At 62.4% G+C, this 20,673-nt stretch carries 15 protein-coding genes and 1 rRNA gene (1 of these 16 running past the window's edge); 6 read left to right on the top strand and 10 right to left on the bottom strand.

The window, feature by feature from the left end:
• Window positions 1-20: 20 nt before the first annotated feature.
• From K1X71_08745 to K1X71_08730, 4 genes are all read right to left on the bottom strand, one after another.
• Complete coding sequence (locus K1X71_08745; GenBank protein ID MBX7073223.1) at window positions 21-1,304, bottom strand: metallophosphoesterase family protein; 1,284 nt, start codon at window positions 1,302-1,304, stop codon at window positions 21-23.
• Window positions 1,305-1,407: 103 nt separating this feature from the next.
• Window positions 1,408-2,862, bottom strand: coding sequence for a glutamate-1-semialdehyde 2,1-aminomutase (hemL, locus tag K1X71_08740; GenBank protein MBX7073222.1), 1,455 nt, complete (start codon window positions 2,860-2,862; stop codon window positions 1,408-1,410).
• Window positions 2,863-3,278: 416 nt separating this feature from the next.
• Window positions 3,279-4,085: a mycofactocin-coupled SDR family oxidoreductase gene (locus tag K1X71_08735; protein ID MBX7073221.1), complete on the bottom strand. Its 807-nt coding sequence runs from the start codon at window positions 4,083-4,085 to the stop codon at window positions 3,279-3,281.
• A complete protein-coding gene (locus K1X71_08730) occupies window positions 4,086-4,646 on the bottom strand; it encodes a hypothetical protein (GenBank protein ID MBX7073220.1) in 561 nt (186 codons plus the stop codon).
• Window positions 4,647-4,747: 101 nt separating this feature from the next.
• On the opposite strand from K1X71_08730, the gene K1X71_08725 reads away from it, so the two are divergent.
• Entirely contained in the window at window positions 4,748-5,557 is an 810-nt protein-coding gene (locus K1X71_08725; protein MBX7073219.1) for an enoyl-CoA hydratase/isomerase family protein, read from the top strand.
• A 222-nt stretch (window positions 5,558-5,779) separates the two neighbouring features.
• Complete coding sequence (gene pckA, locus K1X71_08720) at window positions 5,780-7,384, top strand: phosphoenolpyruvate carboxykinase (ATP) (protein ID MBX7073218.1); 1,605 nt, start codon at window positions 5,780-5,782, stop codon at window positions 7,382-7,384.
• Window positions 7,385-7,471: 87 nt separating this feature from the next.
• Here pckA and smc read toward each other — a convergent pair whose 3' ends face one another.
• From smc to K1X71_08695, 5 genes are all read right to left on the bottom strand, one after another.
• Complete coding sequence (smc, locus tag K1X71_08715) at window positions 7,472-11,104, bottom strand: chromosome segregation protein SMC (GenBank protein MBX7073217.1); 3,633 nt, start codon at window positions 11,102-11,104, stop codon at window positions 7,472-7,474.
• Window positions 11,105-11,150: 46 nt separating this feature from the next.
• The gene (locus tag K1X71_08710) at window positions 11,151-13,013 is read right to left on the bottom strand and encodes a flagellar basal body P-ring protein FlgI (GenBank protein ID MBX7073216.1); all 1,863 of its coding nucleotides are present in this window, start codon (window positions 13,011-13,013) and stop codon (window positions 11,151-11,153) included.
• 153 nt (window positions 13,014-13,166) lie between these two features.
• Window positions 13,167-13,385 (bottom strand): membrane protein insertion efficiency factor YidD, encoded by a 219-nt coding sequence (yidD, locus tag K1X71_08705; protein MBX7073215.1) that lies wholly within the window; start codon window positions 13,383-13,385, stop codon window positions 13,167-13,169.
• Window positions 13,378-13,806: a ribonuclease P protein component gene (gene rnpA / locus K1X71_08700; protein ID MBX7073214.1), complete on the bottom strand. Its 429-nt coding sequence runs from the start codon at window positions 13,804-13,806 to the stop codon at window positions 13,378-13,380. Before rnpA ends, yidD begins: the two co-directional genes overlap by 8 nt.
• A gap of 21 nt (window positions 13,807-13,827) precedes the next feature.
• On the bottom strand, window positions 13,828-14,814 hold the full coding sequence (locus tag K1X71_08695; GenBank protein MBX7073213.1) for a J domain-containing protein: 987 nt from the start codon (window positions 14,812-14,814) through the stop codon (window positions 13,828-13,830).
• A gap of 239 nt (window positions 14,815-15,053) precedes the next feature.
• On the opposite strand from K1X71_08695, the gene K1X71_08690 reads away from it, so the two are divergent.
• The gene (locus K1X71_08690; protein MBX7073212.1) at window positions 15,054-16,556 is read left to right on the top strand and encodes a CehA/McbA family metallohydrolase; all 1,503 of its coding nucleotides are present in this window, start codon (window positions 15,054-15,056) and stop codon (window positions 16,554-16,556) included.
• 95 nt (window positions 16,557-16,651) lie between these two features.
• A complete protein-coding gene (locus K1X71_08685) occupies window positions 16,652-17,137 on the top strand; it encodes a DinB family protein (GenBank protein MBX7073211.1) in 486 nt (161 codons plus the stop codon).
• Window positions 17,138-17,245: 108 nt separating this feature from the next.
• Here K1X71_08685 and K1X71_08680 read toward each other — a convergent pair whose 3' ends face one another.
• Entirely contained in the window at window positions 17,246-18,436 is a 1,191-nt protein-coding gene (locus tag K1X71_08680) for a hypothetical protein (GenBank protein MBX7073210.1), read from the bottom strand.
• Window positions 18,437-18,794: 358 nt separating this feature from the next.
• Between K1X71_08680 and K1X71_08675 the strand changes: the two genes are divergently transcribed.
• Window positions 18,795-20,018: a trypsin-like peptidase domain-containing protein gene (locus K1X71_08675; protein MBX7073209.1), complete on the top strand. Its 1,224-nt coding sequence runs from the start codon at window positions 18,795-18,797 to the stop codon at window positions 20,016-20,018.
• A gap of 545 nt (window positions 20,019-20,563) precedes the next feature.
• A 16S ribosomal RNA gene (locus K1X71_08670) occupies window positions 20,564-20,673 on the top strand; it runs 1,418 nt beyond the window's last position.

Raw genomic sequence — 20,673 nt, 5'->3', positions numbered from 1 at the left:
GTCCCGACCAACCTGTTGCCTTACAGCGAGGTCGAAAACTGCGGGTACATGCGGCTCCGCTTCTTGGTGGAGCACACGTCGACAACCTTGCCGTGGTCGGACAGCGCCACGTGAAAGCGCTCCGCCCCCTCGATCCGGTGCAACGACATGTGATACGCCTCGTCCACCACCTTGAGATACGGGCGATCCTCGGGCGAAACGGGCCGCCGGAGCTTGCCCCACGAGCCGTCTCCCAAATACGGCACGCCATTGGGATCGACCAACCCATCGAGCAGTGGATGCGTGCGTTTGTAGGCGTGGTCGTGGTGTTCAAACACCGCGTCCACGTTGAAACGCTCGAACAGCGGCACCCAGTGCTTGCGACTGTCCGATCCGGTGCCCTTCTCCATGTCGTCCAAATTCACCGGCCGCACCGATGGATACGACGGCACATGATAAAACACAAACACGTTGGGGCATTCTTCGCGCTCGCGTAGCTGCTTCTCCAGCCAGCTCGTTTGCTCACCCTTGATCGGCGTCGTGTGATTCGAGTCGAGCAAAATAATCGACATGTAGTCGCCGAAGTCGATGGAGCCAAATCCGTTGTCCGCGAACAGACCATCGAACATCGCGTAAAAGAACGGCGCCGACTTGCGCGAGGTGCTGTATCCGCCGCGCACCTCATGGTTGCCAAGACAGGCCAGCATCGGAATGCTTCGGCCTTCGCTGTCGATCAACTGGTCGGAGTAATTCTTCAAGAATTGCAAAAAGTTGCCGGCGATCATCCCGTTTTCATACGCCAGGTCGCCGCCGAGCACTACGAACATCGGGTCTTGCTTCGCGGCTAGCTCATTGGTCTCGCGCGCCGCGTTGCCCGCGCCCGCATCGCCGCCCGATACGAACTGGAGCGTGTTCGTCGGTTTGGTCGGCATGGTCCGAAATCGGCGCTCCTTGGAATCCAGCCCGATCCGAAAACTGTATTCGCCTCCCGGTTCCAGGCCAGTCAACTCTGTGCGATACACCTTGTACTTGGGCGAGGGGAATTCGCGCACCTCGCAGATCGCCGATTTCCATTCCATCGAACCCAGTTTGGCGTACCAGATCGGGCGGTCTTTTCCCTCTTCCTCCGTGCCAATCCACTGAATCGTCATCGTCGTGGTCGGATCGCGCTGCCAGGTGAGCAGTGTCGATTGCGGTTCGAACTTGGCCTCCGCGGCGAACGCGGGCGCCGCCGACGTGTCTTGTCCCCAGGCCCGGCCGAGCCATGCGCCGGCGGCGATCACCGATCCGGCCCCTAAAAAGTGACGCCGTGGAATGCGATTCATCGAGATTCTCCAGAAGTTGGAGCAGGCGGGGTGGGAAGGCTCGCGGAACTCTCGACGTTAAACTAGGCAGGCCCGCCCTGCAAGTCGCTCGCCCGTCAAATCGCTATGAGCCGAGCGCCGACAATGCCTCGCGCGCCGCCGCAACTGTGTGATCGATATCCGCTTCCGAGTGGGCCGCCGACACAAAGAGCGCCTCGAATTGGCTGCACGGCATGTACACGTCGCGGTCGAGCAAGCCCCAAAAATAACGGCCATAGCGGGCCGTGTCGCAGCGACTGGCGCTTGGCCAATCCACGACCGGCTCGGGGTGAAAAAACAAAGTCATCATGCTCCCCACCCGCGCCAACGTGTGCGGAATACTGGCCGCCATCGCCGCTTGCCGTAACCCGGCTTCTAGCCTGGCGCCTAGCGCCTCTAAGCGTGGATACGGTGATTCGTCGCGCAGCGTCTCCAGCGTGGCGATGCCCGCCGCCACCGCCAACGGATTGCCGCTCAATGTGCCGGCCTGAAACACCGGTCCGGCGGGCAGCACGCGATTCATAATGTCGCGGCGGCCGCCGTAGGCGCCCATTGGCAAGCCGCCCCCCACGATCTTGCCGAGCGTCGTCAAATCGGGACGAATCCCCAACAACTGCTGCGCGCCGCCGTACCCCACGCGAAAACCAGTGATGACTTCGTCAAAGATGAGCAACGAATCGTTGCGCTCGGTCAGATCGCGCAGCGCCCGCAAGAACGCGTCGCTCGGTCGCACGCAGCCCATGTTGCCCACGATCGGCTCCAAAATGACGCAGGCGATCTCACGCCCGCGCCGCGCGAAAGCGCTCTCCAACTCCTCTACGCTGTTGTAATTAAGAACCAACGTGTCGGCGGCCGCGCCCCGTGTGACGCCCGGCGAATTGGGCACGCCAAGTGTCGCGGCGGCGCTCCCCGCGGCGACCAACAGGCTGTCGGCATGACCATGGTAGTTGCCCGCGAATTTTACGATCACCTCGCGCCCCGTGTAGCCACGCGCCAGTCGAATCGCGCTCATCGTGGCCTCGGTGCCCGAACTGACCAGCCGCACCGACTCGATGGTCGGCGCCGCTTCAACAATCAACTCCGCCAGTCGCGTCTCTCCTTCGGTGGGAGCGCCGTAGCTGGTTCCCCGCAATAATGCCGACTCGATCGCCGCCACCACCTTGGGATGTCGATGCCCCAGAATCATCGGTCCCCAAGAGCCAATGAAATCGACATAGCGCCGTCCGTCCACGTCCCACAAATAGGCGCCATCGGCGCGCTCGATGAAGATCGGCTCTCCTCCCACGCCGCCAAAGGCGCGCGCGGGACTGTTCACTCCACCCGGAATCAGTTCTTGCGCACGTGCGAAAGCGCGGTGGCTGGCTGGGTACGGTCGGGCGCCGCGGGACGCGAGGTCGGAGGGGCTGGGTGCGCTAATCGCCGGTCCCTTCTTCAGAAAGCAATCCGTCTTGAAACAAATCGATCTCACGTCGATCGTGGCGATCCACCTGCGCGAGCAAATCGCCGATCTGCGCGCAAAGCGAACACAACTCCCCCTCATCGACCTCCAACGGGCTTTCCACCCTTGGCGAGATGATTGCCAATTCGCCGCGAAACACTTCGTGGTCCGAACGTAGAGTGGCGATTTGTTCCGCCAAATGCGGCTTGCGCTCCAAAATATCGCGCATATATCCGCCGTCTTCCTCCAATTCCATGAGTCGCTCGAGGTGCCGCCCCAGCGAGTCGGCCGTGAAGCACACCGTCGAGCGCTTGCGCTCCAGCCCCACAATGTCGATGCTCCACGACATCGCCGCGCGCAGCGCCTGCTTCAAGTGTTCCAATAGCTCATGTTCGAGCAACGCCTGACGGGCCAGTGCTTGTTTGTCCATCGATGGGTCTCCCGTCTCTGCGACAAGCGCGCTGTCTTTGGCTCTCATTGTAGCACCTCTCGATTGGCTAGTGCGGGGATCGCTGCTCCTAGCGCGACAACAGGCCAGCATCCAACACCCATTGCGAGCCCGTCATGAACCGCGCCTTGTCCGACGCCAGAAAGACGACGGCCGCCGCCACATCCTCGGGCTCAATCCACGGAACTGGCAGCAAATTTCCTGCCGAACGCTCGGCAATTTCCAGGGGCGTTGCCCCTTCCAGTTCCGCCAAGCCGTCATTCATCGGCGTGTTCACCCCCGTGGGATGGATCGAGACCACGCGCACATTGTGCGGCGCCAGCTCAATCGCCCACGACTTCGTCAGCCCCACCAGCCCCCATTTGCTCGCCGCATAATGGCTCAGTCGCCCCATGCCGCGCAGCCCGGCGATCGACGAATTGTTGATAATCACGCCCGATTTCTGCTCGATCATGAATGGAATCACGCGCCGCGCCATCAGCCATGCTCCCTTGAGATTGATGTCGAGCATCGCGTCCCAAGCGGCCTCGCTCAATTCGTGTGCCATACCATAGCCGCAGATGCCCGCGTTGTTGAACAACACGTCGATGCGTCCAAAGCGCTCTCGAATCGTCTCCACCGCCCGGACGATGGCCGCGTCGTCGCGCACGTCTCCCGCCAGCGGCAAGCATTCGACTCCGAGCGCCGCGCACTCTGTGGCCAATGAGTCCAGTTCGTTGGCGGCCCCCATGCGGTAGCCCGGATATTCCAATTCACGGCACAAATCAAAAGCGGCGATTCGCGCCCCCTCTTTAGCCAGCGCCAAGGCCGAGGCGCGCCCTTGGCCATGCGCCGCGCCGGTAACAAGCGCCACCCGTCCCGCCAGCTCGCCTGCCATCTACGCGTCCCCCTTTCGCGATAGTGCGGCAGCGGGCGCCTCCCGCCGGTAGGGCTGCAAATACTCATCCAGATCGACCCGCAGCGCGTTGTTGAACACGTTAGTCGCGATCATGATGCCGCCAAACGCCGTCAGCGCCACAATTTGCGCCGGCTCAAAATGACCCGCCAGCCGGCCGTATAGCTCGTCGGTCACTTGATTCGGATCGTTGACAAGCTGCCGGGCAAAATCCACCACAGCTTGCTCGCGCGCATCCAGCGCTAGCCGATCCGGGTTCTCGCCCGCGTCGATCAAAATCCGCCGAAAAAACGTGGAACAGATCAAACAATCGGTGGCCGACGAGATGGCATGGACAAAGAGGGTCGTTGCCCTCGATCCCAAGAACGCTTGCACCTCGTCCCGCACCGGATACCAGGTCATCAGCGACCGCAGCGCCGTCGCCGAATGGCCAAGAGTCTGCTTCATATTCGTCAGCCGGCCATGCTCGTCGATAATGCGGTCGAATTCCACGCGCACTTCGCCTGTGGATTCCTCGTAAGCAACGGGCGGGATGCGCGCCATGGTTTTTCCTGCGTGGGTTGTAATTGCGGTTCATCCTGACAGATCATTTCGTAAAATCAACGCGGCTGGTGGCCAGACATTCGAACGCATGGGAGACGTCGATGGCGGACACTCAATTGCCCGTGTTGACCGAAGTGCATTCCGCCGCGGGTGGCGGAATCCTGCAGATCACTCTCAATCGGCCCGAAGTCCACAATGCCGTCGACGCCGCTTCGGCCGCCTTGCTGCTCGAAGCCTGGCAACGCTTTCGCGATGATGACGACTTGCGCGTCGCCGTGCTGCATGGCGCGGGCGACACGGCATTTTGCTCTGGCGCCGATCTGCGTGGGCTGGCTGGCCTGGCCGAATTGCCAAGCGGCGTAACGCCAGAGTCCCTCGTCAGCGACGGCACGGGCCCGATGGGCGGCACGCGAATCGTCCAATCCAAACCGGTGATTACCGTTGCCCAAGGGTATGCTTACGCCGGCGGCCTGGAGCTTTTTTGCCATGGCCACATTCGCCTGGCCGAGCCGCAAGCCACCTTTTCCGTGGCCTGCCGCCGCTGGGGAGTGCCATTGGTCGATGGCGGTACGGTCTATCTGCCGCGGCTCCTCGGTTGGGGCAGCGCCCTGCCGCTCATCATTACCGGGCAGCGCATCTCCGCCGAACGGGCCCATCAGATCGGGTTGGTCTGGGAACTGGTGGCGCCGGGGCAGGGGCTTGCCCGCGCCTTCGAATACGCGCGCCAGATTTGCGAGCAGCCCCAAGATGCCCTACTGGCGGATCTGCACAGCGCCATTCATGGCGCCGATCTGCCGCTGTCCGAGGCGCTTACGCTCGAGGCTGCCAATCTTTACCCGGTCATGCACAGTGCCAGCACGCAGCAAGGGGTCGAAAACTTCCTGACTGGCCGCCGATTTTGGTTCAAATAACGCCTCGCGCTCGCCGCCGACTCGATGGACCGCCCGAGGAACACAATGAACGGAATCCCAAGCTCCAGTGGCCGCTCGACGTGGAATGAAAATGTCGCCACGCCACAACAGGCGCGAGCTATTGGCGGCAGTTGCTTGTCCCTATAATCCCTTTCGTTGCCAATCGCCGTTCCCCCTCACGGCATTGGCCTCCTTCGCCTCACAGTCGGAGTCGCTTGTTTCATGAGCCATTCGATCCCCGATCTGTCTCGATATGGCATCGCCGCCACGCGCGTCATCTACAATGTCACTCCCGCCCAAATGTATGAGGAAACGGTGCGCACCGCCGACGCCGAACTAGTGGCGTCCGGCGCTATCGCCGCCATGTCGGGCAAAAAGACCGGCCGCAGCCCCAAAGACAAACGCGTCGTCCAGCAAGACCCCTCGCAGCAGGATGTTTGGTGGGGCAACGTCAACATTCCGCTCGACGAAGCCACCTTCCTCATCAATCAGCAGCGCGCCGTCGACTATCTCAACACGCGCGACAGCATCTACGTCGTCGATGGCTACGCGGGCTGGGATCCCAAGTATCGCCTCAAGATTCGCGTGATTTGCGTGCGCGCTTATCACGCCCTGTTCATGTGGAACATGTTGATTCGCCCCACGCCCGATGAGTTGGCCGATTTCGGCGATCCCGATTACGTGATCTTCAACGCCGGCGAGTTTCCCGCGAATCGCCTGACCCGCCAGATGACCTCGACCACCAGCGTCCTGCTCAACTTCGAGCGCGGCGAGGTTGTGATTCTCGGCACCGAATACGCCGGCGAGATGAAGAAGGGCGTCTTCACGATCATGAACTATCTCATGCCGCGCCGCGGCGTGCTCTCCATGCACTGCTCCGCGAATGAAGGCCCCGCGCGCGACGTTTCGCTCTTCTTCGGGCTCTCGGGCACCGGCAAGACGACTCTTTCCGCCGATCCCCGCCGCCAACTCATCGGCGACGACGAGCATTGCTGGACCGACGAAGGCGTGTTCAACATCGAGGGGGGCTGCTACGCCAAGTGCATTGGCTTGTCGGCCGAGCGTGAGCCGCAGATCTACTCGGCAATTCGGTTTGGATCGGTTCTCGAAAACGTGGTCTACGATCCCAACACGCGTGTCGTTGATTACGACAACGACTCCATCACCGAGAACACCCGCGCCGCGTACCCCATCGACTTCATTCCCAACGCCAAGCAGCCTTGTGTCGGCGCGCATCCGCGCAACATTATCTTTCTCACCTGCGACGCCTACGGCGTCTTGCCCCCGGTCAGCAAGCTTTCGCCCGCTCAGGCCATGTATCACTTTCTCAATGGATACACCGCCAAGGTCGCGGGCACCGAAGTGGGCGTGACCGAACCGCAGGCCACTTTCTCCGCTTGTTTTGGCGCCGCGTTCCTGGTCTGGCATCCCACGGTCTACGCAAATCTGCTTGCTGAAAAGCTGCGCCGCCACAATGCGCAGGCCTGGCTAGTGAACACCGGTTGGTCGGGCGGAGCTTATGGGGTTGGCTCGCGCATCAAGCTGGCCTATACACGCGCCATTATCGACGCCATTCACGATGGCAGCCTCGCTACGGCGCCGACGATCGAAGACCCCGTCTTTGGCCTGCAAGTCCCCACGCGCTGCGCCGGTGTCCCCGACGATCTCCTCTTGCCACGCAACACATGGCAAGACAAAGACGCCTACGACCGTACCGCGCAGAAGCTCGCGCGCATGTTCTACGAGCACTTCGAAATCTATAGCGATCAGGCCAGCCCCGAGGTGCTACAGGTCGCACGTCACAAAACGGCCGCCGTAGGCGCGTGATGCCGGCGCATCGAGAAAATCAAACCTCCGCCCATGGCGCATCGCGGTAGCGAAGAATCAGCGGTGCAAACGATTTCTCCCAGACGGCTATGCCGCCTGCGTTTCGTCGTCGCGGCCAGCCGTGCTGAGGATTTCTCCCGTCTCGCTCACATCCTCAAACTGCACCGATACCCGCTTCGACACCCCGGTCTCCTGCATGGTGACGCCGTAGAGCGTGTTGGCGCAGGTCATGGTTCGCTTCGAATGGGTGATGATGATGAACTGCGTCCAGGCCAGAAACTCGCGTAATACGCCCACGAAGCGCTCAATGTTTGCCTCGTCCAGCGCCGCGTCAACCTCATCCAGCACGCAAAACGGGCTGGGCCGACTCCGAAAAATCGCCAACAGCAGCGCCACGCAGGTCATCGTCTTCTCGCCGCCGCTCAACAGCGAAATGCTCCGCGGTTCTTTGCCAGGCGGCCGCGCCACAATCTCGATGCCGCTCTCCAAGATGTCGACGCCCGCTTCCAGCACAATGTCGGCATGTCCCCCGCCAAACAGCTTGGCGAACAACTCCTGAAAGTGCCCGCGCACAGTCTCAAACGTCTCGGCCAGCAAGCGTCGGCTGTCGCCGTTGATCTTGCCAATGATCTGCTCCAATGAACTCTTGGCCTGCGCCAAATCCTGGAATTGGCTGGTGAGGTTCTGATGTCGAGATTCCAACTCGTCGAGTTCGGCCAGCGCGTCCAGGTTCACTGCCCCAATGGAGTTGATTTTTCGACGCAGCTCCGCGATTTCGCCGTCGATCTCCTCCCGTGATCGCTCGTCTGGCGTGTCGATCTCGCCGGTAAACTCGCTCAATTCCACCTGATAATCGTCGCGCAGGCGGTTCGCCAGCGCCAATCGTTCCAGCTCCAACTCGCGGCGCGCCAACTCCAATCGATGAGTTTCTACTTCGCAATCTCGCAGCTTAGCGCGCAGCGCTTGGGCGTCTTCCAGCGATTGACCGCGCGCTTGCTGCACGGCGCGCGAATGGTCGAGCTGCCGCGCTCGCTCTAGCTCCAATGCTTGCTTGTCGAGATAAACTTGCGCCAGTCGCGAATCGTGCTGCAAGATCAGCGCGGCGCAGGCGGTAATCCGCTCGTCGAGTCGCGCCAGTTGTCCGGCGTGTTCGTCGAGCACGCGCTGGCGCTGCTCGCGATGATCCGCCAACTGCGCCCGTTGCAATTGCAAACGCGCTAGTTGCTCGTCCAGCTTCGCCATGCGCACTTCAATGCGGGTGGCGTCCTGCGCGGACGCTCGCCGCTCCTCGTCCTGTCGTTCCAGTCGACTGGTCGCGGCGGCAATCTCTCCTTCCATGCTCGTCAGAGTTCCCTCGATCGTCGCCAGTTCCCCTCGGGCGGCGCTCAACCCCCGCTCCGCTTCGTCGCGCGCTGCGGTTGCCGCGTTCAGGTCCTTGGCGATGTTCTGTTGCTGCTGCCGCAACCGCGCGTCGCGATGCGCTAGCTCTTTGAGCTGCGCCTTCAGTTCGGTCACTGCGTGCTGCGCTTCCAATTGATCGGTGCGCCGAGCTTCCACCTGCGCCTGCTGGCCGACCAACTTGCCTTTCACCGCTGCGGCGGACGATTCCCGCGCGCGCACGGTCGTCGCCAACTCAGTTAACTGACTGAGCAAGAGCCGCAGTTCACTGCGCCGCGATATCAGTCCCGTCGCTGCCTGTCGTGGCCCCGCGGCAAGAAGGCCATCCGGACCTACCACCTCCCCAGCTAAGGTGACCAATTGCATCCCATGCGCGGCACCCCGCGACAACACCAGCGCTTGCGCCAAGCTTTCCACGATCCAAGTCCGACCGAACAGCCGGTTTACCAGTCGGCTCACCACCAGACTCTGTTCGTCGGCCGGTTCCACGAACTCCGTTGCTCGGCCGATCACTCCAGCTAGCCCCGACAGGTCCGGACCGTCGGGTTGGGTTTCTCCGCTGTCGTGGTCGATCGAAATAAAACCGACCCGCCCGGGCAGCCGATATGCCTCGGCCACGAGGTAATCGAAAAACTCCTGGCCGGGCGCAATCACCAGATGCTCGGCCACAGGACCAAGCGCCGCGTCGATCAGATGCGCCATGTCGGGCTTCGCGGTCAACAGGTGACCCACCAGGCCATGCACCTGGCTTAAGGGGCCGTTCTCCGTTTGCCGAGCCAGCATCAAGAGCTCTTTCGCTCCGGCGCCGACCCCTTCCATGCGGTCTTCCAGTTCCTTGAGGACCTTCGACCGCTCGCGCGCCGCGGAGTGCCGTTCGCGAAGCTGGGCCACATCCGCCGCCAGTGTCTCTTGCTCGTGTGTCAGGCCGTCCAGCGCCGACTTAGCCTCGGCAGTCGCGGCCTGGCGCTGCGATAGCACTTCTTGATGGGACGTCAGTTGCGCCGCGATCCGCTCCTGGTCGCTGCGGTGCTGCGCGAATTGCGATTCAATCTCCACCATCCGGGCGCGGCCCCGCTCACAACTGGCGTTGGCAGCTTCCCACTGCTGCTCGCGGGCAGAAGTTTGGTTGCCCAGCGCGGCTGCGCTACGCATCAGGTTCATGTAAGAACCGCGGCGTGCCTCGCTCTCTTGGCGCAACTCGCCTAGCAGGCGCGCCAATTCAGCCGCCTCCGCTTGCCGTTCGGCCAACTCCGCGGCCAGTCGCTCCCGCTCAGCCCGCGCATGCTCGATCGACTGTTCCACCTCGTCCAATTCGGCGCCAGAGTCGCCGCGCCGCGCCGCTAGATTCGCGAATCGGCCGCGCTGAGCGTCCCGTTCGCGCTCCAGGTCGGCTAGACGCTCGCGCTCGTGATTGCTGGCCGCCTCGTCGCCGACAATCAACTCGCGACTGCTCGCCAATCGCGCGTCGCACGCGCGACTGGCCTCGGCCAACAACAAAAGCTCGGCTTCCAGCTCGCGTTGCCGAAGTTCAAGTTGTTCAATCGATTGCCGTTGCTGCGCCGCCGTGTTGCTGCTGGCGGCCAGCGCCGCCTCGCGCTCCGACGATTGCTGGCCCAGTCGACGCCAATCGGCCGCGCCCAACGACAGGCGCAGCAACTTCAAGCGTTCGCTGTATTCGCGGTACCGCTGCGCCTTGCCGGCCTGCCGTCGCACGCTGCGCAGTTGATTGTCGACTTCCTCCACGATGTCTGACAGCCGCAACAGGTTTTGTTCCACCCGTTCCAGCCGCCGTAGCGATTCCACCTTCTTGGCTTTGAAGCGGCTGATGCCCGCCGCCTCTTCAAAGATCATTCGCCGGTCGCGCGGCGACGACTGCAACAGCACGTCGACCTTGCCCTGCTCGATGACGCTATATGCCTCGGTCGCGGCGCCGGTGCCCGAGAACAGCTCGCGAATGTCGCGCAGCCGGCACGGCTGACGATTGATCAGATACTCCCCCTCGCCGCTGCGGTAGACGCGACGAGTGATGTGAACTTCGGGAGAGTCGAGCGCCAACTGGCGTTGGGCGTTGTCGAACGTCAGGGTGGCTTCCGCCGAATTCAACAAACTTCGGCTGCCCGAGCCGTTAAAGATGACGTCCGCCATCTCCTTGCCGCGCAGACTCTTGACGCTCTGCTCGCCCAGCACCCACTTCATAGCGTCGACGACGTTCGACTTGCCGGAGCCATTAGGGCCGACGACCACGGTAATGCCCGGCGGAAACTCGAATCGCGTCCGATCCGCGAAGCTCTTGAAGCCGACTAGTTCGAGGGCTTTGAGCATGAAGAAGTGGCGCTGCGCCCCGGTCCGGTGGGAATTGGGTGAGTTTTCAATCCCTCAGTCTAGCAAGAAAACCGCCCTTCCGGGCCGATGGGGGCTCCGAATCGCTAGCAGCGTCCTCGGCCGCCGGCTTCTCCTCCCGTTCCTCCTTGGGCGTCGCAAATAGGTCGGGCAAGGGGGTCGAAACCACGGGTTGGCGTCCGCCCCTGGCCGGTTCCCCGTCCGCCGAGTGCGAGGTGTACTCGCGTCCGGGTTGCGGCAGCGCGTCGATTTCCAACCGGCTGGAAAGGCACTTCTTCAGTTTGGCCTGCTGTAGCGCCTGCACCACGTCGGGGTAGCTGCCCCCCAGTTCGACGATTGCTCGCACGATCGCGTCAATCGAGTTGGGCGTCGTTCGTTTTTGCACGTCGCTGCCCGCTTCGAACCGCGAGATCACCACCTCGTCGGGCGTGTCGGCCTTGATCAAGATGCGCTGGCTGGCGTCAAGCACTACCGGGGTCTTCAGGCGATGCTCTTTGCCAAACAGCACCACCTCAGCGCGAAAGCTGCGCGTCAGATGAATGAGCGGCGGCCCGCCCACGGCCAGCGCGTGATAGCTGAACTGGTCCCCAAGATTCTCGCTCGCCAGCGCAGGATCGTGCGGATCCATGGCCCATAACGCGCGGAAGGCGCCATATCGCGTCTCCGCGCTCGGCAGAGCGAGCATTTCTCGCAGTTCCTGCGAAGCCGAAAAGTCGTCCATCGCCCCCAGCGCCGACAAGGCGTACACCCGAAACGCCGGCTCCTCACGCGCGGCTTGCGCCAAGGCGGGGACCGCGCGGCGATCGTCGAGATAGGCCAGCGCTTCGGCCGCGTAGAATCGCACCAAGGGGTCTTCCGATTTGACGCCGATGACCAAGGTGTCGGCCGCCGCCTTGCCAACCGCCTCCAATCGTAGCGCGGCGGCGTCGGCGGTGATCGGATCGAGCAATTGCCGTTCGAGCAACTTCAGCCGCTCCATCTGCTCCGACGGCGTCTCGCGCAGCGGTACGGCGCGCAGTACCTGCATGTACCGTGGAATGTTGTCCTTGTATCGAGGATGCACCTCGATTTGCACATATTCGTCGGTCTTGGGCGTGGCAACGCCTTGTTTGATTCCCTGGTGGTACATGAAGAACCGGCGATTCAACATGGCGCCGATCTGCGAACTGTTGCGCACCGAACGGTGATCTGGCTTCAGCACCAGTCGCAACGGCCGAGATTTTTTGGCGATTCCGCCACCTAACACGCGTCCCCGCGTTTGCGAAATCGTGTTGCCGCTCGACTCCGCCGCCGGATCGACCAGAATTGGCCCTTGCGCTCGGGCCAGCGGATGCCCTTCGTGTATCTGGTTGCCCAGCGCCGCCATTTCGCGGAGCTGAGATTCCATCAGCCAACCGTCGCGCAGGCTGGAGGTTTCGCTGCGCGACGGAACGCGGATTTCCAAATCAAAGTGGTCCCCAGCCTGAATGCCTGCCCGCATATAGCCGCGGACCAGCGCCAAGGAGGTCGATGACGACGCGAGCACCTGATTCGGATTGATGACGCCGCGCTTCTGCATGTCGTTGAGCAGCGCCGCGCGTTCTGGACCTGGGTGCGGATCCGACCCCGTCCCCGCCAAACCAGTCACCAGCGCGACTGCTTCCACCGCCACCGGCTGTAGTCCATCGGGCACCGCCAGTTCGCCAACTAGCGTCCGCTCGGCGCCTGCGGCGGCAATATCTTCGGGGCTTTGTGACCGAATGCTCGTCGCGGCGCAGCCCGGCGCCGCCGCCGACAGTACCGCGAACCCCAGCGACAGGGCGCTCCATCGAAGCGCGCGGCGCCAGTTCCGGTGCAACCAGTTGGTTGCCGGCGTCTTGCCGTCATGCGTTCCTGCGCGCCTTACATCCATGTGCGGCGACGTGGGGGGAGCGATTAAGAGACTTAGTAGCGGCGAGAAAAATAGTGGTTGCCCCCTGGCCGGTCAATATGGCTTGCTTCCTAAGCCCTGAGCAGCCCTGCGAAATACGGCCGATTGGGAGCTGCTATCGCGCCGTGCTGGCGCCTATGGAGGATCGTACCCCCCCGGATGAAATGGATGACAGCGGCAGATGCGGGCCACCCCCTTGGCCGCCCCACGCCACGGGCCATGTTTCTCCACCGCTTGAATAAAATAGTGACTGCAGCTTGGCTCAAATCGGCAGTGTCCGCCTAACAGCGGGCTCAAGGTCGCCTGATACAGTCGCACCATCAGAATCAGCAGCCAGGAAATCGCCTTACGCATGGCGCGCGCCGCCTCGTCGTTGGCACTTTTCCACCACTTGCCGCGCTAGCCGCAGCATCGAATCGCGCAACGGCTCCATTGGCGGCTCGCTACCGGCCCGCGGAATGGCGATCCAATCAAAACCCGCCGGCAAGTCATGCTGTGACAGCCGAAACGTCTCGCGCAGCCGGCGCTTCCAGCGATTCCGCGCAACGGCCCCACCCACCTTGCGCGAAACGCTCAGCCCCAACCTCGACTCTTCAAGCGCGTTGGGCCAGCCATATAGCACGAGCAACTGGTCGCTGGCCGAACAACGGCGCCGATACACCTCGTCGAAGTCGCGCTGTGTGCGCAGCCGCCGCGTGGCGCCAAATCGATAACGCTCCGCGCCAGTAATTGGCGCGCCGTCCGATTCGGCTTCGCGCGCTCGTGGCGTCGACATCTCGGCCTTCCAGTGGGTCAGCTACCAGTTTAACCCTGCTCGCGGCGAAAGCGGATTTCGTTCGTCAATTGCGCGAATCGCCGCCTGATCGTCTTCGCTCAGTTCCTTGGGCAGCTCAATCTGCAGTTCCGCGAACAAGTCCCCGCGCCCCTGTTTGCCGTCCACGCCAAAACCGCGGACTCGCAGTTTGGCGCCAGACGAGCTACCCGGTGGAACTTTCAGCGTAATGGTCCCATCCGGTGTCGGCACGTCGATCTTGCTGCCTAGCGCCGCCTCGGCCAATGTCACCGGCACGCGCACATACAGATTGTCGCCGCGCCGGGTGAAGTGCGGATGCTCCGCCACCCGCACGGTGATGATCAAATCGCCCTCAGGCCCGCCGCGAACCCCTACTTCCCCCTGGCCTCGCAGGCGAATCTTCTTGCCGTCCTCGATGCCCGCCGGAATCGTCACGTCGATGGTGTGTTGTTCACCGGTGGGGCGCTGCACCCGCAGTTGGTGTTGTCCACCCCGTATTGCGACCGTGAACGGCACCGAAATTTCATACAGCACATCGGCGCCGCGCGCTTTACGGGCCTTCGCCCGTCCCCCGCCCCCGCCACGTCCCCCTCGGCCAAACTGTCGCAGCAAATCCTCAAACCCGCCTGACTCGCCTCCTCCTCCGCCGCCCCCGCCAAAGAGGTCGGAGAAATCAAATCCTTGCTCGGCGTTGGAAAATTCCCAGGATTGCTGCCCATGTCCCGGATAAAATCCGCCGCCGCCCCCTCTTGGTCCGCCAGGACCCATGTGCTCAAAGTCTGGTCCGTAGCGGTCATACATTTCCCGCTTCTTGGCGTCGTTGAGCACTTCAAAGGCCTGCTGGACCTTCTGGAATTTCTCTTTCGCCGTCTTGTCGTTGGGGTTTAAGTCGGGGTGATACTTGCGCGCCAACGTGCGATAGGCCTTCTGTATGTCGTCCGCGGAGGCGCCCTTGGGAACGCCCAGCAGTTCGTAGTAATCCTCTGCCATTGTGGCCCTATGGCTGTGTTGCCAAAACGCAACGCGGTGCTGGTCGCCCTGCCGAACCGATACCAGTCAGTCCGTGGTAGCGACCCTCCAGTCGCCTGAATTTTAGGACAGTTCCACAATCGGCATCAACAGCGCCCCCCGCCGCGATGGTCTCGGCCTTGGTAAAAGCCGCCGCGTGCTACGGTTAAGCGGTGTCGCACGTGCGATGCGTCCGACTGATCCAGAGGTACTTCCCGTCGATGCCGCAAATTCGCACTGCTGCTGTTTGGGGATGGTGCGCCGCCGCGCTTGTGGTGTTGTCGACGGACCAACACGCATTGGCAAGCGGCGGACAACTCAAGCTCGTCACCATCGATTCCGAAACCGGCGAGCCGGTTCCCTGCCGCATGCATCTAAAAGGCGCCAATGGCAAGCCGCGTCCCTACAAGCGATTGCCTTACTGGGACGACCATTTTGTCTTTCCGGGAGAAATCAAGCTTCAACTCCCCAAAGGCGCCTACACTTTCGAAATCGAACGCGGTCCGGAATATGTCAATTGCACCGGACACTTCGTCATCGAAAACCACGCCGACGACGAGAAAACAGTCACACTCAAAAGGGCGGTCGACATGGCCGCCGAGGGGTGGTGCTCCGCCGACCTCCATGTTCACCGCCCGCTGCGCGACATCGAACTCTTAATGGCCGCCGACGATCTGCACGTCGCCGCGGTCGCGCCGCTCAAAACTGCGGAAACCATCGATCCCAAGCTTTCGCAACTCGCCGAGCAGCAACGAGCCGTTTTTCCCGCCTACGAACACGAACTAGCCGGCAACACCATGCTCTGTTTCAGCCGCACTGGCGAATTGCAGCTTCCGTCCGCCGCGCTCGAAGCAAAATCGGGACTCCAGTTTCTGCACGCCGCGCGGCAGGACAAAGCAAACTGGATCGACGTCGCCCGGCCATTTTCTTGGGATCTGCCGGTCGCGGCCGCGCTGGGCCTTGTCGATTCCGTCGAACTAGCCAACGACCATCTCCTGCGCAGTGGAGTGGTCAACAAAGAAACTGGCGGCCGACCGCGCGACAAACGCTTCTCCGGTCCCTTCGCCAACGCCCTCTGGTCGCAGCACATCTACTATCAACTGCTCAATACTGGGCTGCGCTTGCCTCCCACCGCCGGCAGCGGTTCGGGTGTGGCCGCCAACCCCGTTGGCTACAACCGAGTGTATGTCTATCTGGGCGAGTCCTGGAGCAGCGAGGCCTTTTGGCAAGCGCTCGCGGCTGGACGCGTGATGGTGACTAACGGCCCACTCTTGCGGCCTAACGTGCGCGGTCAGCTTCCCGGGCATGTCTTCGAATCACCCGCTGGCGAAACGGTCAGTCTCGATGTCAGTCTCACGCTGAGTACGCGCGACCCGGTGAGCTATCTGGAAATCATCAAAAATGGCGAAGTTGAGCGCTCCGTTTCGCTTCGCGAATACGCCAAGGCAGGGCGACTCGAACCGCTCGAATTCTCCGAGAGCGGCTGGTTCTTGGTTCGCGTCGTCACGGAGGTCGAGCATACCTACCGCTTCGCCTCCACTGGCCCATACTATGTCGAAGTGGGAGACGCCCAGCAGCGCGTCAGCAAATCGGCCGCGCAGTTCTTTCTCGACTGGACCCGCCAGCGTTCCGATCAGTCGGGCGCCTCGCCCGCCGATCGTGTCCTGTACGATCGCGCACTCGAATTTTGGACCCAGCGAGTTGCGGCGGCCAATGCGCCCTGATCGCCATTGATTGTGCCGCGCATCGGAGGCGCGGTAGCATGCTCGTCGCGAAGCCACGGTGGCTTTGATTTCCCCGCGACGGAGGATGGTCCACCATGCTCGAGCAGACGTGCAAACTCAGTCGTTTCAATCTTTGGCTCATGGAAGCGCTGACCGCCGACATCCAAGAGACCGAAATGACGCTGCAACCCGCGCCAGACGTCAATCCGCCAGTTTGGATCCTCGGTCATCTCGCCGTCGCCACCGACTACGCCGCCAAGGCCCTGGGCGCCGAGCGCAAGTGTCCGCGCGAGTGGCATGCCGAGTTCGGTCCCGGCTCCGCTGCCGTGCCGCAAAAATCGCGTCCCACCAAAGCCGAGTTGCTCACGGCGATTCGCGAAGGGCATGAGCGCCTCACCACATTAGCCGGTCAAGCGACCGCCGATCATCTGGCTCGCCCGCATGAGGTCGAACTGCTCAAGGCAACCCCGCTCAAAACTATTGGCGACCTGGTCGCGCACCTGATGAGCACGCATGAGTCGCAACATCTCGGTCAACTTTCCATGTGGCGCCGCCTCACGGGTCGCAAGCCGTTGGTGTGACCGACTCCAGTCCAGCGACAAAAAAACGATCCGCACCGAATTGGAGTCCGGCGCGGATCGTCTTGGAGAACGTCGCCCGCTTTTTGGCCTTGTGCGATCCCAGGTCCGTTAGATCTCCTGGTAAATGATGTCCGACGTCGGCACGTCGCCAGCTTCTTCCCGCGGCGGCGCGGGCCGCTTCGCGCTTTGGGCGGCACTGCGCTCCATGCACGATGCGTGCTCGCTCACCCGCTGCAATCCAGCCGACACCGCGTCCAGCGCCCGCGCGGCGTTGGCTAGCGCCCCGGCAAGTGCTTCGGAAAACCGCGCCGCGGCGGCGGGATCAGCGGGCTGCTCCGCGGGCAGCGGACCGGCCGCCAGGCGTGGGCCGTTATCCGCTGCCGGCGACTGCGTGGCGTACCAGCCGATGTCGGTGCGCTGCGGATGGCTCGGCGCGTCAGGCTCGCCCGCCTCCCCCGCCAGCAACGGGCAAACGCCGCGCGGCCCTTCCGCCAGCAGGTCGAACGATTCTGTCTCCAGCGGCCCGCCAAGCAGGAGCCGCGAGGTGACCGCCAGCACCGCTTGTTGCGCGGCCTGCTCGGCGATCTCGCTCAACCACTGATCCGCCATCGGTCCCGCTTCGAGCGACAACTGCTCGTACGCCGCGCCGCCGTCCACCGCTTCTTCGGCGTCCGCGCTCGCGGCCACTTCGGGCGCCACCCCTTCGTTCGCGGCGTTGATTTCGGCCGCGTCGTCCATCTCGCTGCAGCGCCACTCCGCCACCAGATTGCTCAAATCCCCCACCGTTGCGGGCGCGTCAGCCAGCGCGCCACTCAGCACGTCGTAGCTGGGGCAAATATCGCACTCGTTGTGCCAGTTGAGCGCCGGCATGCCGCTCCAATCCAGCGCCACGTCGGCCGGCACACTCTCGGCGATCTCATCGACCGCCACGGCGCCGTAGTCGAAACCGGGCGAAAGGTCCCACTCGCGCTCGACCACATCCCCCGCCCAGGCAAAATGGTCCAGCAGCAGTCGATAGACGCTGGTGATCTGGTGCGCGTCGGCGACCAGTCCAAAGTAGCCGGCGTCGTCCGTCTCGATGCGCGACACCGTCACCGTGGTCGCTGGCGCCGATACATGGCGGTCGAACCACGAGTATCGGTCGGGCACGCGCCGAAAGTCGCCCGGGCAAAGCGGGTCGCAAGAGTAGTCGAAGAAATCTGCCGCCACGCCTTGCTCAACCGGCGGTATGCCATCTCCGAGCGCTAAGATGGTCATCGCTCCCAAGATCAACGAGAGCGCGAATCGTGAGCGTTTCATTCCTAGTTTCCTCCAAGGAACAACGCGGAAGTTGCGCCCGCCGACGCCGTGTGCCTGGCTGTGCCGCACCGAGCGTTCAGGGGGAAGCGGGCGTATGACTGGCCGGTCGCGTTCGACATGCGAACTGCAAACCGCTGTCTCCGTTCTGCCATCACTGTCCGTATGTCATATCGGTGCAAGCAAGCTAGGGGCATTAGGCAATACAGAGGAAGTTGCTTGCTCGGCTTGACTTTACGGCGGCCCAATAACAATCAAATGCGTTGGTTCTGCCGGCGCTGCGGTTGATGCCAATCGCGCCGGCGCGCTCTCGCCGCTCCATCGACAATGCCATATCTTCAAAGGCGCATTGGACTATCGCATGCCTGAAGAGTTGGGAGGACGCGCCAAGATGTCTGTTCGCGCTACGACAACGTCCCTGATCCTCTGCGCCCTATCTGGTTTCTGCGGCGCGCTGGCGGCGATCGTCTGGATCGACACCGCGCGTTTTCCAGCCGCCACGGCTCAAGAAATCGTGCTACCGGCGCCGCAGACGGCGGTCCAACCGCCGCCCCAGCGCCCGGTCGTCGCTCCCCCCGCTCGGCCGCAAAACTCCCTGGCCGATCTCGCTGTCGAAGAACGTAGCGCCGTCAGCGTGTACGAAAATTGCAATCGCAGCGTCGTCAACATCAGCACCCGCGGCGTCCGCGCCGACGCCTTTTTCTTTCTCGACGCCACCACCGACGGCACCGGCTCCGGCAGCGTGATCGACACCAGCGGTCATGTCCTCACCAACTTTCACGTCGTCGAGGACGCGCGCGAAATTCAAGTCACCTTGTTCAACGGTCAAAGCTTCGAAGGTCAACTGGTCGGTCGCGATTCGATCAACGATGTGGCGATCATCAAGATCGACGCCCCGCCCGAAATGCTCATCCCTGTGCCGTTCGGCGATTCATCGCGGCTGCGCGTGGGGCAGAGCGTCTTTGCCATCGGCAATCCCTTTGGTCTGGAACGCACGCTCACCACCGGTGTCGTCTCCAGCCTCAATCGCACGCTGCCGGCCCGCAATCACCATTCGCTCAAGTCGATCATTCAGATCGATGCCGCCATCAACCCCGGCAATTCGGGCGGACCGCTGCTCGATAGCCGTGGTCGACTTATCGGCATGAATATGGCCATCGCCAGCCGCACCGGGCAGAGCAGCGGCGTCGGCTTCGCGATTCCCATCAACACCATCGCGCGCGTTGTGCCGCAATTGATCGAAAAAGGGCACGTCGTACGCGCCGATGCCGGCGTCGCCGCAGTGTACGAGACCGAAAAAGGATTGCGCATCGCCCAGGTCGTGCCAGGCGGACCCGCCGAACGCGCCGGACTGCGCGGCGCGCGCGTCGTGCGCCGTCGCCGCGGTCCACTCGTCTACGAACAGATCGACCGCACCGCCGGCGACACCATCCTCACCGTCAATGGCGAACTGGCGCAAACCGCCGACGATTTTCTCGGCGCGGTCGAGAGTCATCGACCAGGCGAAACCGTGACGATCAACGCGCTGCGCGACGGCAAAGAGCAGGCGTTTCGCGTGGTGTTGGGCGAAACGGATGGCGACTAGCAGGCGCACTTTGCGCCATCGCGCAGGTCGTGGCGTCGGAATTGCAAAATTATTTTTGCGATGCCTTGAACAAAATCGCATGCTGCCCGTAGAATACCGAAGCCACGTGAGTCATCGACCCGCGCGGCGGAGTCAGGCTGCGAAATGCCTGACTCAATCTGCGATCCTCCGGCCTGCCAGCCAGTGGTTTGCGGGCGGAGGATGCAAGGTAGTCAGAAGCCACCCGGCTTCCCTGGCTTACGGCAAAAAGAAAAGTTTCAGTTTTCTTTTGACCGCGTTGACAGGTATCGGAACTCCGATATACTACCCAATCCCAGTTGGAGCGGTGGTGCTTGCATCGTCGCAAATCTGGGAAATAGTTTGCTCTTTGACAATTTGGTAGTGGCCCCAAAACAGCCAAAACAAGTATTGAGTTTGGCCGTGCCCGGGTTCTGTGTTCGAAGGCAACTTCGATCGTGGGATGCCGGGGCAAGCAGGAGCCAACACAGACTTTTTCAATGGCTAACCAACCGTCGGCCCGCAAGGACTGGCGGCTATGCAAAAACCAATTGAAGGGTTTGATCCTGGCTCAGAATGAACGTTGGCGGCGTGGATTAGGCATGCAAGTCGAGCGCGAATCTCCGCAAGGAGAGGAAAGCGGCGAAAGGGAGAGTAA

This window comes from Pirellulales bacterium, assembly GCA_019694455.1.
Taxonomy (GTDB): Bacteria; Planctomycetota; Planctomycetia; order Pirellulales; family JAEUIK01; genus JAIBBY01.
Note: the sequence above shows the minus strand (reverse complement) of the source record. Positions and strands in the feature narration are given on the sequence as shown.